14 protein-coding genes are annotated in these 14,514 nt (G+C 59.7%); 8 read left to right on the top strand and 6 right to left on the bottom strand.

Translation table 11 applies throughout. The features are described 5' to 3' along the window. Positions 1-125: 125 nt before the first annotated feature. The 3 genes from dgcA to KHO07_RS02145 form a co-directional block, all read right to left on the bottom strand. On the bottom strand, positions 126-2,186 hold the full coding sequence (gene dgcA, locus KHO07_RS02155) for a dimethylglycine demethylation protein DgcA (RefSeq protein ID WP_056853891.1): 2,061 nt from the start codon (positions 2,184-2,186) through the stop codon (positions 126-128). A gap of 15 nt (positions 2,187-2,201) precedes the next feature. After that, complete coding sequence (locus tag KHO07_RS02150) at positions 2,202-2,732, bottom strand: DUF5943 domain-containing protein (RefSeq protein ID WP_150734231.1); 531 nt, start codon at positions 2,730-2,732, stop codon at positions 2,202-2,204. Between the two features lie 78 nt (positions 2,733-2,810). Next, positions 2,811-3,788 carry a dipeptidase gene (locus tag KHO07_RS02145; protein WP_008033250.1) on the bottom strand — a complete coding sequence of 326 codons (978 nt, stop codon included), beginning with the start codon at positions 3,786-3,788 and terminating at the stop codon, positions 2,811-2,813. 221 nt (positions 3,789-4,009) lie between these two features. Here KHO07_RS02145 and KHO07_RS02140 point away from each other — a divergent pair, with 221 nt between their 5' ends. Continuing rightward, entirely contained in the window at positions 4,010-4,411 is a 402-nt protein-coding gene (locus KHO07_RS02140) for a lysozyme inhibitor LprI family protein (protein WP_212626364.1), read from the top strand. A 61-nt stretch (positions 4,412-4,472) separates the two neighbouring features. Next, complete coding sequence (locus KHO07_RS02135) at positions 4,473-4,889, top strand: DUF3010 family protein (RefSeq protein ID WP_212626363.1); 417 nt, start codon at positions 4,473-4,475, stop codon at positions 4,887-4,889. Positions 4,890-5,004: 115 nt separating this feature from the next. Here the strand turns inward: KHO07_RS02135 and KHO07_RS02130 are convergent, their stop codons facing one another. Then, the gene (locus KHO07_RS02130; RefSeq protein ID WP_212626362.1) at positions 5,005-5,949 is read right to left on the bottom strand and encodes a GlxA family transcriptional regulator; all 945 of its coding nucleotides are present in this window, start codon (positions 5,947-5,949) and stop codon (positions 5,005-5,007) included. A gap of 208 nt (positions 5,950-6,157) precedes the next feature. Between KHO07_RS02130 and KHO07_RS02125 the strand changes: the two genes are divergently transcribed. From KHO07_RS02125 to KHO07_RS02100, 6 genes are all read left to right on the top strand, one after another. After that, positions 6,158-7,102: a choline ABC transporter substrate-binding protein gene (locus KHO07_RS02125; protein WP_212626361.1), complete on the top strand. Its 945-nt coding sequence runs from the start codon at positions 6,158-6,160 to the stop codon at positions 7,100-7,102. An 86-nt stretch (positions 7,103-7,188) separates the two neighbouring features. Further along, on the top strand, positions 7,189-8,076 hold the full coding sequence (locus tag KHO07_RS02120; RefSeq protein ID WP_150734227.1) for a 3-keto-5-aminohexanoate cleavage protein: 888 nt from the start codon (positions 7,189-7,191) through the stop codon (positions 8,074-8,076). A 139-nt stretch (positions 8,077-8,215) separates the two neighbouring features. Then, a complete protein-coding gene (locus tag KHO07_RS02115; protein ID WP_150734226.1) occupies positions 8,216-9,181 on the top strand; it encodes an L-carnitine dehydrogenase in 966 nt (321 codons plus the stop codon). A 130-nt stretch (positions 9,182-9,311) separates the two neighbouring features. Next, complete coding sequence (locus tag KHO07_RS02110; protein WP_212626360.1) at positions 9,312-9,788, top strand: thioesterase family protein; 477 nt, start codon at positions 9,312-9,314, stop codon at positions 9,786-9,788. 14 nt (positions 9,789-9,802) lie between these two features. Beyond that, positions 9,803-10,966, top strand: coding sequence for a gamma-butyrobetaine dioxygenase (locus tag KHO07_RS02105; RefSeq protein ID WP_212626359.1), 1,164 nt, complete (start codon positions 9,803-9,805; stop codon positions 10,964-10,966). A gap of 342 nt (positions 10,967-11,308) precedes the next feature. Then, positions 11,309-11,572 (top strand): hypothetical protein, encoded by a 264-nt coding sequence (locus KHO07_RS02100; protein WP_150734223.1) that lies wholly within the window; start codon positions 11,309-11,311, stop codon positions 11,570-11,572. A 166-nt stretch (positions 11,573-11,738) separates the two neighbouring features. On the opposite strand, the gene KHO07_RS02095 is transcribed toward KHO07_RS02100, so the two are convergent. Together KHO07_RS02095 and KHO07_RS02090 are read right to left on the bottom strand one after the other, a co-directional pair. After that, positions 11,739-12,842: a GlxA family transcriptional regulator gene (locus tag KHO07_RS02095; RefSeq protein WP_095052585.1), complete on the bottom strand. Its 1,104-nt coding sequence runs from the start codon at positions 12,840-12,842 to the stop codon at positions 11,739-11,741. A 493-nt stretch (positions 12,843-13,335) separates the two neighbouring features. Then, positions 13,336-14,442 (bottom strand): hypothetical protein, encoded by a 1,107-nt coding sequence (locus KHO07_RS02090; protein ID WP_212626358.1) that lies wholly within the window; start codon positions 14,440-14,442, stop codon positions 13,336-13,338. Between the last annotated feature and the right edge of the window lie 72 nt (positions 14,443-14,514).

The raw sequence follows: 14,514 nt of genomic DNA, 5'->3' as shown, positions 1-14,514 counted from the left end.
GGAGTGCGAAGCGCTCCCTAACCAGCCGCAGTTGCATACCTGATGCACCTCGACTGCACGTTTTGGGGCCGCTTCGCGGCCCAGCGGGAGCAAGCTCCCTCGCCACAGGTGATGGTGGTTATCCGTTAGAAATCCTTGCACAACCGCAGCGCGTCATAGATCGCCGCATGCACGTTCCGCTGCGCCACGCAGTCGCCGATGCGGAACAGCAGGTAGCCGTCGCCACTCTGTTCCAGGCAAGGCTGCGGCTTGATCGCAAACAAGGCTTCGACGTCGATCTGGCCCTTGTTGCGCGAGCCCTCCTTCATCGCGTAGTAGATTTCCTCGTCCGGACGCACGCCGTTTTCGATGACCACCTGGTCCACCACTCGCTCCTCTTTGGCGCCGGTGTATTCGTTCTCAAGCACCGCCACCAGCTTGTCGCCTTCGCGGTAGACCTTCTCCAGCATCATGTCGCCGGTCATGATCACTTCTTTCGGGTACATGCTGCGGTAGTAAGTCGGGAACGACGTACCGCCAATCGCCACGCCCGGTTTGATGTCGTCGGTGACGATCTCGACCTGGCTGCCCTTGTCGGCAATGAAGTCGGCGGTGGACATGCCGGTGAATTCGCAAATGGTGTCGTAGACCAGCACGTTTTTGCCCGGTGCCACCTTGCCATCGAGGATGTCCCAGCTACTGACCACCAGGCCTTCAGCCGCGCCCCAGTGTTCGTTCTGCTCGATGAACGGATGACCGCCGACGGCCAGCACCACCACGTCCGGACGCAGGTCCATGATGGTGGGCGCATCCGCCGCAGTGCCCAGGCGCAGGTCGACTTTCAGACGTGCCAGTTCCAGCTGATACCAGCGGGTGATACCGGCGATCTGGTCCCGCTGCGGGGCTTTCGAAGCGGTGGTGATTTGCCCGCCGATGAATTCTTTCTTCTCGAACAGCGTCACGTCGTGGCCACGTTCGGCAGCCACGCGAGCGGCTTCCATCCCGGCAGGACCGGCACCCACGACCACCACTTTGCGTTTCACGCCGGTGGTTTTCTCGATGATGTGCGGCAGGCCCATGTATTCACGGGAGGTCGCGGCGTTCTGGATGCACAGCACATCCAGGCCTTGATACTGACGGTCGATGCAGTAGTTGGCGCCGACGCACTGCTTGATCTGGTCGATCTGGCCCATCTTGATCTTGGCGATCAGGTGCGGGTCGGCAATGTGCGCGCGGGTCATGCCGACCATGTCGACGTAACCGCCTTCCAGAATACGGGTCGCCTGGTTCGGGTCCTTGATGTTCTGCGCATGCAGCACCGGAACCTTGACCACTTCCTTGATCCCGGCAGCCAGGTGCAGGAACGGCTCTGGCGGATAACTCATGTTCGGAATCACGTTGGCCAGGGTGTTGTGGGTGTCACAACCCGAACCCACGACGCCGATGAAATCGAGCATGCCGGTGTCGTCGTAATACTTGGCGATCTGCTTCATGTCTTCATGGGACAGACCATCCGGGTGGAACTCGTCACCGCAGATACGCATGCCCACGCAGAAATCGTCACCGACCTCGGCGCGCACGGCTTTCAAGACTTCCAGACCGAACTTCATCCGGCCTTCGAAGGTGCCGCCCCATTCATCGGTGCGTTTGTTGACCCGCGGGCTCCAGAACTGGTCGATCATGTGCTGGTGCACCGCCGACAGTTCGACGCCGTCCAGGCCACCGGCCTTGGCGCGGCGCGCTGCCTGCGCGTAGTTGCCGATCACCCGCCAGATTTCTTCCGGCTCGATGGTCTTGCAGGTGGCACGGTGCACCGGTTCACGCACGCCAGACGGCGACATCAGGGTCGGCCAGTTGAAGCCGTCCCAGCGCGAGCGACGGCCCATGTGGGTAATCTGAATCATGATCTTGGCGCCGTGCTTGTGCATGGCGTCGGCCAGATTCTGGAAATGCGGGATGATCCGGTCGGTGGACAGGTTCACCGAGCTCCACCACTCCTGTGGGCTATCGATGGCTACCACGGACGAACCACCGCAGATCGCCAGGCCGATCCCGCCCTTGGCCTTCTCTTCGTAATACTTGACGTACCGGTCGGTGGTCATGCCGCCGTCGGTCGCGTAGACCTCGGCGTGCGCGGTGCTGAGCACGCGGTTGCGGATGGTCAGTTTGCCGATCTGGATCGGCTGGAACATTGCTTCGAAAGCCATGGCGGGTTCCTCGACTTACAACGGCTTGACGATGAACAAGCCGTCTTCGTGGCCCTCTTCGGAGCCACCGTAGACTTGCTCGGCCACGGTGCGGATCTGGCTGCCGCGAGCGGCGAGGATCTGATCCATGGCCCCTGCAAACCAGCCGGTGAACATGTAGTCGACCTTGCGCCCGACCTTGCCGTACACATAGACGAATGCCGAGTGTTCGAGCTTGACGCTGGCGGTGCCTTTGTCGAGGTCGATCTCCTGGATCTTGAACAGGCCCCAGCCGCGTTGCGACAGGCGTTTCATGTAATGCTCAAACACCGCGACGCCTTCCAGGCCGTGGCATTCGGCTTCTTTTTCACACCAGTGCCAGGCGGACTTGTAGCCGGCCTTGTAGAGGATTTCGGCATAGGCTTCAGCGCCCAGCACTTCCTCGATGCCCATGTGGTTGTTGACGAAGAAATGGCGCGGCACGTACAGCATCGGCAGGGCGTCGGACGTCCAGACACCGGTCTCGCTGTCGACTTCGATAGGCAATTGCGGGGCGATCTTGGCCATGGAAACTTAACTCCAGAAAATTCGTTGTGTTGCCTGCGGCACGGACGGCCGCAGGAAAGGATTCAGAAGTGCGGCGGCTTATTCGCCCCAAACATCTTTCAAGACGTTGACCCAGTTCTCGCCCATGATCTTGCGCACCACACGCTCGCTATGGCCGCGCTTGAGCAGGGTTTCAGTCAGGTTCGGGAACTCGCCGACGGTGCGGATGCCCAGCGGATTGATGATCTTGCCGAAGCTGGTCAGGCGGCGGGCATAGCCCTTGTCGTGGGTCAGGTACTCGAAGAAGTCCTGGCCGTGGCCCTGGGTAAAGTCGGTACCAATGCCGATCGCGTCTTCGCCGACGATGTTCATGGTGTATTCGATGGCTTCGGCGTAGTCGTCGATAGTCGAATCGATGCCCTTGGCCAGGAACGGCGCGAACATGGTCACGCCGACGAAACCGCCGTGGTCGGCAATGAACTTCAGCTCTTCATCGGACTTGTTGCGCGGATGAATTTTCAGACCCGACGGCAGGCAGTGGGAATAGCAAACCGGTTTTTTCGATTCGAGGATGACTTCTTCGGAAGTTTTTGAACCCACGTGGGACAAGTCGCACATCACGCCAACGCGGTTCATCTCGGCAACGATTTCACGACCGAAGCCAGACAGGCCGCCGTCACGCTCGTAGCAACCGGTGCCGACCAGGTTCTGGGTGTTGTAGCACATCTGCACGATACCGACGCCGAGCTGCTTGAACACCTCGACATAGCCGATCTGGTCTTCAAAGGCGTGGGCATTCTGGAAGCCGAAGAGGATGCCGGTCTTGCCCTGCTCCTTGGCCTTGCGGATGTCGGCGGTGGTGCGCACCGGAATCACCAGGTCGCTGTTCTCACGGATCAGTTTCTGGCTGGCGGCAATGTTGTTGACGGTGGCCTGGAAGCCTTCCCACACCGACACGGTGCAGTTGGCCGCGGTCAGACCACCCTTGCGCATGTCTTCGAACAGCTCACGGTTCCACTTGGCAATAATCAGCCCGTCGATAACGATGCTGTCGGCGTGCAATTCGGCTGGGCTCATCAGGCTGTCCCCTTATTAGCGATTCATGCGCCGAATCGTCTGCCGGCGCTTTGGGGCCAGCATATGCCTGAGGACCGGGGCGACCCGGTGCAAAAACGACAGGGGGTTTGCCGAAAGCGTCAATCTGCGACAAAGGGTCGTCGCCGGGCGTAATCAGCGCCCTGTTCAAGGCCCCGCGGTTGAGCCAGAATTCGCCGCATTACTAAATTTGGGGCGATGTAATGAAATCGATCTTCCTGGCTTTGGCACTGATAGCGACTGGCGTACACGCGGCTGAAGAAGCCGACGACAACCCCTGCGACAAAGTCGAAAACGACATCCAGACCCTGGAATGCTCGGCCTTTAGCAAAACCACCGCCGAAGAGCTGCTGAGCGAAAACTACAAAAGCCTGAACGAGCGCATGCAGTCGCTCTACGGCAAGAACCCGTCGCAACTGGCCGACATCAGCGCAAAAATCAAGGCCGCGCAACAACAATGGCTGAAAACCCGCGACGCCGACTGCGCCGTGGAAGCTTTCCCGGCCACCACCGGCAGCAAGGCATTCACCATTGCGCAGAATGATTGCGTGGCGCGGATGAGTGATGAACGGTCGGAGTTTTTGGAGTCGATTGGGCAGGAGTGATGCAATGGTCGGCCGACTTGCGCTGTAAGCTACAAGCCATCAGCCAGCTAAGGGATTCAACATGAAAGTCTGCGGCATCGAAATCAAAGGCAGCGAAGCGATCATCGCCGTGGCGTTCCTCGAAGGCTCGGCCCTGAGCCACTTGGCGCTTGCCACCAAGAAAATCGCCCTCGACGATGACGACGAAGCCGCCAACGTCAAAGTGTTCGCGGCGCAGGTTGCATCATTTGTGCGCGAGAATTCGATCGATCGCATTGCGATCAAGAAGCGCAGCAAGAAAGGCGAGTTTGCCGGTGGGCCGACCACGTTCAAGATCGAAGGGATTTTCCAGTTACTGGAGAATTGCGAAGTGACGTTGTTGTCGCCGCAGACGATCAATGCCCAGGCCAAGAAGCACAATTTCGAACTGCCGGGGACGCTGAACAAGTATCAGCATGAGGCCTACAAGACGGCGTGTTCGGCGCTGGTGAAGAAGTAAGCGCCCCCAACTTGTAGGAGCCGGCTGCTGGCGATTTGCGGTGCACCAGTCAATCAAGATGCTGACTGATCCACCGGTATCGCCAGCAAGCCGGCTCCTACAGGTTTCCGAGTGTTTATGCTTTCGCGGAACGCCGGTCTTCCCTCGGGCAACGCTCAAACTTCGCCCGATAGCTACGGGTGAAATACGACGGCGATTCAAACCCACAGGCGATGCTCACCTCCAGCACGCTCATGTTCGTCTGGCGCAGCAACTGCCGGGCCTTTTCCAGCCTCAATCGCAGATAGAAATTGCTCGGCGTGTCGTTGAGATGCAGGCGAAACAGCCGTTCGAGCTGACGCCGGGTGACCTTGATCGATTCCGCCAATTCGAGCGTCGTCAATGGCGGCTCGCTGTGCTGTTCCATCTCGCCGATCACCTGCACCAACTTCTTGTTACTGATGCCATAACGCGTGGCGACTTCCATGCGCTGGTGGTCTTTGCGCGGGCGGATGCGGCCGAGCACGAATTGTTCGCTGACCTGGATGGCCAGTTCCGGGCCGTGGGCCTGGGCGATCAGATCCAGCATTAAATCAATGGACGCGGTGCCGCCTGCAGAGGTGATGCGCCGACGGTCGATCTCGAACAACTCCTGGGTGACGCTGAGCTGCGGATAGGACTCTTTGAAGGCGTCGATGGCTTCCCAGTGCAGGGTCAGGCGATGACCCTCGAGCAGGCCCGCTTCGGCGAGGATGAAGCTGCCGGTGTCGATGGCACCAAGGGTCACGCCTTCGTTGTCCAGCCGCCGTAGCCAGTGCTCCAGCGCAGGCGTGGCGAACTTCAACGGTTCGAAACCGGCGACCACCAGTAACGTCGCACCTTTCTTCAGAGGCTCCAGCGCCGCATCGGCGTTGACCGACATGCCGTTACTGGCCAGCACCGCCCCGCCGTCCGCACTCAGCACATGCCAGCGATACAGCTCGCCGCGAAAGCGATTGGCCACCCGCAACGGCTCGATGGCCGAGATAAACCCAATGGCCGAGAAACCCGGCATCAACAAGAAATAGAAATCCTGGGACATGGAGCGCACTCGATTGGCGTGTAACGAGAGGGCGGGTAGCGTGAGGACGTTGATACGCCACTTGCAGCAGGCATTCAAGAGGGCAGGTCGCTGCAGTGCAAGAGCTGGTCGCCGCAGTGCGCTTTCATCGGTGCTTTGCTGCGTAACTTGGCATCACCGGCGCATCAGACGCCGGGACCCACAATAACGAACTGCCGAGGAACCTGAGATGAAACGACTGATCAGCAGCTGTGTTCTTGCACTCAGTGGTACCGCGTTACTGAGCGCCAGCGTCATGGCCGCCGAACCCGCCTCTTGCCAGAATGTACGCATGGGCGTGGTGAACTGGACCGACGTGATCGCCACCAGCGCCATGACCCAGGTATTGCTCGATGGCCTCGGCTACAACACCAAACAAACCAGCGCCTCCCAGCAAATCATCTTCGCCGGGATCCGCGATCAGCGCCTGGACCTGTTCCTGGGTTACTGGAACCCGCTGATGACCCAGACCATCACCCCGTTCGTCGACGCCAACCAGGTCAAGGTGCTTGAAGCACCCAACCTGAAAGATGCCCGCGCCACCCTCGCCGTTCCGACCTACCTCGCCGACAAGGGCCTGAAAACCTTCGCCGACATCGCCAGGTTCGAAAAAGAACTGGGCGGCAAGATTTACGGCATCGAGCCTGGCTCGGGCGCCAACACCCAGATCAAGGCGATGATCAGCAAAAACCAGTTCGGCCTCGGCAAGTTCCAGCTGGTCGAGTCCAGCGAGGCCGGCATGCTCGCCGCCGTGGACCGCGCCGTGCGTCGCAAGGAAGCCGTGGTGTTCTTCGGCTGGGCGCCGCACCCGATGAACGTCAACGTGCAAATGACCTACCTCACCGGCAGCGAAGACGCTCTCGGCCCGGATGAAGGCATGGCCACGGTGTGGACGGTCACCGCGCCGAAGTACACCGAACAATGCCCGAACATCGGCCGCCTGCTGAGCAACCTGACGTTCACCGCCGAAGACGAGAGCCGGATGATGCAGCCGCTGCTGGATCACAAGGACGCTTTCGAATCGGCCAGGCAATGGCTGAAAGATCATCCGCAGGACAAGCAGCGCTGGCTCGAAGGTGTGACCACCTTTGATGGCAAACCGGCGGCTGAACATCTGAAACTGACCAGTAAATAACCCGCTCTTTTTTTCTGAACCGAACCACCGATTCGCAGCCCGACAGGGCTGCGAACGGAACCACTACGCCTGAAGGAAACCGCCTCATGAACCACGACGTCATCATCACCTGCGCACTCACCGGTGCTGGCGACACGACCGCCAAGAGCCCACACGTGCCGGTCACCCCGAAACAGATCGCCGCTGCCGCCGTGGAAGCCGCCAAGGCCGGCGCCACCGTGGTGCACTGCCACGTTCGCGACCCGCAAACCGGCAAGTTCAGCCGTGACGTGGCGCTGTACCGCGAAGTGATGGAGCGCATCCGCGAAGCGGACGTCGACATCATCGTCAACCTCACCGCTGGCATGGGCGGCGACCTGGAAATCGGCGCCGGTGAGAACCCGATGGAGTTCGGTCCGAACACTGACCTCGTCGGCCCGCTGACCCGCCTGGCCCACGTTGAAGAACTGCTGCCGGAAATCTGCACCCTCGATTGCGGCACCCTGAACTTCGGCGACGGCGACACCATTTACGTGTCCACCCCGGCCCAGCTGCGCGCTGGCGCCAAACGCATTCAAGAGCTGGGCGTGAAAGCCGAGCTGGAAATCTTCGACACCGGTCACCTGTGGTTCGCCAAGCAGATGATCAAGGAAGGCCTGCTCGACAACCCGCTGTTCCAGCTGTGCCTGGGCATCCCGTGGGGCGCCCCGGCGGACACCACCACCATGAAAGCCATGGTCGACAACCTGCCTGCAGACGCCGTCTGGGCCGGTTTCGGCATCGGCCGCATGCAAATGCCGATGGCAGCGCAAGCGGTGCTGCTGGGCGGCAACGTGCGCGTCGGCCTGGAAGACAACCTGTGGCTGGATAAAGGCGTGCTGGCGACCAACGGCCAATTGGTCGAACGCGCTGGCGAAATCCTCAGCCGCCTCGGTGCCCGCGTGCTCACCCCGGCTGAAGGCCGCAAGAAAATGGGCCTGACTCAACGCGGCTAAGCCTCCCAAACACAACCCCGTAGGAACCGGCTTGCTGGCGATGAGGCCGGTACAACCACCGCCTCTGCGGCGCTGCAAACATCGCTATCGCCAGCAAGCCGGCTCCTACGGGCTCCACCGAATTCTTTAGGAAGTTGCCATGACCTTCATCACCGAAATCAAAACCTTCGCCGCGCTGGGCAGCGGTGTCATCGGCAGTGGCTGGGTGTCCCGCGCCCTCGCCCACGGCCTTGACGTGGTGGCCTGGGACCCGGCGCCCGGTGCCGAAGCCGCGTTGCGCAAACGTGTCGCCAATGCCTGGGGCGCGCTGGAGAAACAGGGCCTGGCTCCCGGTGCCTCGCAGGATCGCCTGCGCTTTGTCGCGACCATCGAAGAATGCGTGCGCGACGCCGACTTCATCCAGGAAAGCGCCCCGGAACGCCTGGAGCTGAAACTGGATCTGCACAGTAAAATCAGCGCCGCGGCCAAGCCCAATGCCCTGATCGGCTCCAGTACTTCCGGCCTGTTGCCCAGCGAGTTCTACGAGAGCTCGACCCACCCGGAACGCTGCGTGGTCGGTCACCCGTTCAACCCGGTTTACCTGTTGCCACTGGTGGAAGTGGTCGGCGGCAAAAACACCGCGCCCGAAGCGGTGCAAGCGGCGATGAACGTCTACGAATCACTTGGCATGCGCCCGCTGCATGTGCGCAAGGAAGTGCCGGGGTTCATCGCCGACCGCTTGCTCGAAGCGCTGTGGCGTGAGGCGCTACACCTGGTCAACGACGGTGTGGCGACCACGGGTGAAATCGATGACGCGATCCGTTTTGGCGCCGGTCTGCGCTGGTCGTTCATGGGCACGTTCCTGACCTACACACTCGCCGGCGGCGATGCCGGCATGCGCCACTTCATGGCGCAGTTTGGCCCGGCGTTGCAGTTGCCTTGGACTTATCTGCCGGCGCCGGAACTGACCGACAAGTTGATCGACGACGTGGTCGATGGCACCAGCGACCAACTGGGCAAACACAGCATTTCGGCGCTGGAGCGCTATCGTGATGACTGCCTGCTCGCGGTGCTTGAGGCGGTGAAGACCACCAAAGAGAAGCATGGGATGGCATTTGCCGAATAAGCACCACCGCTCTCTGTAGGAGCCGGCTTGCTGGTGATCGAGGCGACGCGGTGCATCAGGTGTACCGCGTTATCGTTTACCGCCAGCAAGCCGGCTCCTACAGGTTTTGCTGACTTGAGGATTTGATGACATGCCCACCCTCACCACCTACCAAACCAGAATCATCCCCGACTGGGTCGACTACAACGGCCACCTGCGCGACGCCTTTTACCTGCTGATCTTCAGCTACGCCACCGATGCCCTGATGGATCGCCTCGGCATGGACAGCAACAACCGCGAAGCCAGCGGCAATTCGCTGTTTACCCTGGAACTGCACCTCAATTACCTGCACGAAGTGAAGCTCGATGCCGACGTCGAAGTGCGTACCCAGATCATCGCCTACGACAGCAAACGCCTGCACCTCTACCACAGCCTGCATCTGGTCGGTGACAACAAGGAACTGGCGGGCAACGAGCAGATGCTGCTGCATGTGGATCTGGCCGGGCCTCGCTCCACGCCGTTCAGCGAGCAAACCCTGGGCAAGCTGCAAGCCATCGTCGCCGAGCAGACCGACCTCCCCACCCCCGCCTACATCGGCCGGGTGATCGCGCTACCCACCAAAAAATAACAAGGAGATCGCCATTGAACACCGCCGCCGCTTTTGCCGACTTCCGTACTTATCCGTTGATCAGCGCCCTGACAGGCGTGCAGGTCATGGCGGATCGGGTTCTGGTGAAGTGGGCCGACCATCGCACCAGCCCCTTCCACCACTCATGGCTGCGGGACAACTGTCCGTGCCCGCAATGCGTCTATACGGTGACGCGCGAGCAGGTGCTGGAAATTGTCGACGTGCCGGAAAATCTGCTGCCGACCGAAACCACGGTCGACGCCGAAGGTTGCCTGTGCGTGCAATGGCAGGACGGCCACCTCAGCCGCTTCGATCCAGGCTGGCTGAGGGCGCATGCCTACGACGACGAGTCCCGCGCCGAGCGCCTGGCAGGCAAGCCCAAAGCCAGGCTTTGGCACAGTGATTTGCAGCTGCCGGTGTTCGAATACCAGGCACTGATGAACGATAACGACGCCTTGCTGCAATGGCTGCTGGCGGTGCGTGATATCGGCCTGACCCAAGTCCGCGGCGTGCCGACTGAACCCGGCTCCCTGAAGCTGATCGCCCAGCGGATTTCCTTCATCCGCGAGAGCAATTTCGGCGTGCTGTTTAACGTGCAATCCAAGGCCGACGCCGACAGCAATGCCTACACCGCCTTCAACCTGCCACTGCACAGCGATTTGCCGACCCGGGAGTTGCAACCGGGGCTGCAATTCCTGCATTGCCTGGTCAACGATGCCGAGGGCGGCGAAAGTATTTTTGTCGACGGTTTCGCGATTGCCGATGCGCTGCGCCGCGAGGACCCGGAGTCCTTCAACAGCCTTTGCCAGATCCCTGTGGAGTTTCGCAACAAGGACCGTCACAGCGACTACCGTTGCCTGGCGCCGATCATCGCCTTGAATGCGCTGGGGCAGGTGTCTGAAATCCGTATGGCGAACTTTTTGCGCGGTCCATTCGATGCCTCGGTGGAACAGATGCCCAAGCTCTATCGCGCTTACCGTCGCTTCATCGCCATGACTCGCGAGCCCAGGTTCAGGTTGATGCAGCGGCTCCATCCCGGCGAGCTGTGGTGCTTCGACAACCGCCGCACTCTGCATGCGCGCAATGCGTTTGATCCCGCCACCGGAGCGCGACATTTCCAGGGGTGTTATGTGGATCGGGATGAGTTGTTGTCGCGCATTCTGGTGTTGCAACGCTAGACCGCGCCATCGTTCATCGCTGGCAAGCCAGCTCCTACAGGATTACGCGAACCATGTAGGAGCTGGCTTGCCAGCGATTGCGTTTTGCAGGCAAAAAAAACCCCGATCAAGCCGTGACAAGATCGGAGCTGAGGAGGGTACTGTTGAGGAGCCGTTACGCGAGGGTGACCAAACCATCGTGAAGCGAGCTGAGTCCAGTGTGCCGACTCTCTTCGCCGGTAAATTACCCGAAAACGACCTGTTCTTAGTCATTGCGGCCATTGCGACAAATCGTCCTTGCCGCCACCCCATCCCCCCACCAGAATCGAACCAAGACACCGTTCCCTGAAGAAGGATTGCGTCATGATGCACGCCGATTTGATAGACCAGGAAGACCTGTTGGGCCAACTGAAAGCGTTGGGGTTTCAAGTGCCGAGCGGCGCCACGGCCGAGCAGGCTTGCGAATGTGCGGTGCGGGGTCTGAACAACGAACGGGCCATCGTGCTGCGGACCATGGTCAAGCAGATGTACACCAGCAGCGCGACGATTCTGCCGGCCGTGCGTCAGGCTATCGACAAGCAGTTGCTGCCGGCGTTGGCGGAGTTTCAGCAGAACCGTAGCGCCTGAGGGCCGAGGTGTAACAACTCTGTGGCGAGGGAGCTTGCGCCCGCTCGAGCGCGAAGCAGTCGCAAAACCGGTAAATGCAATCTAGCTGGAAGATCGCATATACCGGACTTGGGGCTGCTGCGCAGCCCAGCGGGAGCAAGCTCCCTCGCCACAAAGGCGCCCCGGTTTAGAGCCTTACGCTGGCAAATGTCGATTCATTGCGCGCCTGACTCAACGCCGACAACGGCCCGGACAACGGCGACAGCACCAGCGCCTGCGGCAACGGCATCATTGCCACTTGCTGGGTCGTGTTGGAACCCACACGCTCGTCACGTGGCGGAATGCCGAAGTACTCGCGGTAGCACTTGGAGAAGTGCGGCGTAGACACGAAGCCACACACCGACGCCACTTCGATGATCGACATCGGCGTTTGCTTGAGCAACTGCCGCGCGCGAATCAGGCGCAGTTTCAGGTAGTAGCGCGACGGCGAGCAGTGCAGGTATTTCTGGAACAGCCTTTCCAGCTGACGACGTGAGACGGCGACATACACCGCCAGTTCGTCGAGGTCGATCGGCTCTTCGAGGTTGGCCTCCATCAGCGCGACGATTTCCTGCAGCTTCGGCTGATTGGTGCCGAGCATGTGCTTGAGTGGCACGCGCTGGTGATCCTGCTCGTTGCGAATGCGTTCATAGACGAACATTTCCGAGATCGCCGCCGACAACTCACGGCCGTGATCGCGGCTGATCAGGTGCAGCATCATGTCCAGCGGCGCGGTGCCACCGGAACTGGTGAAACGGTTACGGTCGAGGGTGAACAGGCGAGTACTCATGGCCACCCGCGGGAAAGCTTCCTGCATCGCCGCCAGACATTCCCAGTGCACGCTGCAATCGAAACCGTCCAGCAGACCGGCGCAGGCCAGGGCCCAGCTGCCAGTGCAGACCGCGCCGAGGCGACGGGACTGGCGCGCCTGGCTTTGCAGCCATGACACGTGTTCGCGGGTAACTGTGCGTTGGATACCGATACCGCCGCAGACAATCACAGTGTCGAGGGGCGGCGCTTTGTGCATGGAGGCGTCAGGGGTGATTTGCAAGCCGTCACTGGCCCAGACTTGACCGCCATCAACGGTGAGGGTGGTCCAGCGATACAGCTCGCGGCCGGACAACTGGTTGGCCATCCGCAGCGGTTCTACAGCGGACGCCAGGGAAATCAGCGTGAAATTGTCCAACAGCAGAAAGCCGATGGATTGAGGCGCACGGTTCTGGGGTTGGGCCCCGGAGTTGAACGTCGTCATCGCGGTATCTCCTCACACAAAGCGGGTGATGGCCTCAGGCGGAGGCTCTTGTTATTGCCATCGTTCTCGCGTGAGAGACGGGCTTTGTAATGACAGAGCAATTGCCATGCCTAAATTTGAATGCGCGTTCAATAACTCCTAAAAACGACGTCGGAATGTGTCTATATAAGACGCGCAAGGAGTAGGGGTTATAAGTGCCATCAGCGGCGGCAAGTGCGTTGCTCCGTTGCGTGTGAGCAAATCGGTAGCACTTGTGGGAACAGGGCTGCGAGCAGCCCGGGAGAGTGTCACCAGAGGCACGGGGTGACGGGTGGTCGAGCCTTTAAATCAGATGCGACCACCGGTGAAACGAGTTATCTGTTAGCGACGCGCCAAAAGGTGGCGCGGTTCAAATCGGGTGTTCACTTAACGCGCAGTTTTGACTGACCCGCATCGCAAACAAGCTTCCCTCTACCAAGCGCTGTACGGCGCATGGTTTGCTTTATTTTGACGATCAAGAATGCCTCAACATCCTTGATACCTGCTCAGAAGCTGCGGCCAAACGCTTTTGAAACACCTCGAGTTCCTTCACTTCAATTCCGTCCGCATCCGCAGCGGGTAGATTAGCCATCGCTTTGCGAAAAGAACGATGAATGTCCAACAAGTGCTGGGTAGTCAAAGAAGGAGTCGAACCACCCTCTGTAAAAGACTCAACCAAAGCCAGATCATCGCTCAGACGAGTATTGCCGTTACCGAGACAGTCAGGTTCCGCGATGCGAAACCCGTTCATATGAGCGTTTCGAAACACCTGGCCTGTACTTGCCTCGACATTAGCGCTTCCCATCGCCGTAAATGTTCCAAAAAGCTCATCGCGCACCCGCGTTTTTGAAGCCTTTGCGTCAAGCTCAGCGGGGATCGACTGGCGGACAGCCTTGATCTGAGTACGCAGCGATGGCTTCGCTGTTTCACGAGCCGGCAGCTTGCCAAGGATCAGTTCAATATCTTCTTTTGAAATAATTTCCTTCCCTGCAATGACCGTCCCTATATCGTTAAGACTATTGAGTACATCAGCGACAATTGAGGCAGTTAACCCACCCCTGAACTCAAGATGATAATGCGGCTGCATGCGACCATTTTCTGCAAATGGAACCCCTAGAGTGTGGTAACGATCATAATCGTCGGGGTTACCCTGCCGGGGAATATTGCGGTCCTCGTAAACCAAACCATCACCAATCAAGTGGTTTTCGTGAATCGTAATCAACGGTGCTCCGGCGTCACTCCTGGCCGTAATTTGATTCAGAGCGGCTGCAGTAGAGGTCACCGCGCGCTCAACCTCACGCTTACTCTCTTCGCTGAGCGCCCCAGTGGCAAAATCCTTCGAAGCATTCAAGTTCAACAGCCCACGTCCAGCATGAACCTCAACACTATGCAATAACGTCGCGGGAGAGCAATCGTGCCTGACCCAGGTCGACTTGCTACTACTGGCAAGATGAAGCGAACCCGGATTATTGGCGGTCGAAACCAATTGTTTGTGGACCAGCGTTTTTTTCGCGCGAAAGCCCGGATCCAGAGGCACCCCACTAAGATTTGGAGCAGAAACGGATAGCGTTGTCGTGAGCATAAGTCCTCGATGTCAGGAAATGAGCCCGGCATTCTAAAGAACGCTACTGCTGCAAATGGTCTTCACATGTAT

Source organism: Pseudomonas sp. PP3, from assembly GCF_905336995.1.
In the GTDB taxonomy this organism is placed as follows: Bacteria; Pseudomonadota; Gammaproteobacteria; order Pseudomonadales; family Pseudomonadaceae; genus Aquipseudomonas; species Aquipseudomonas reinekei.
The sequence above is the reverse complement of the archived record's forward strand: the minus strand, read 5'-3'. Positions and strand labels throughout refer to the sequence as shown.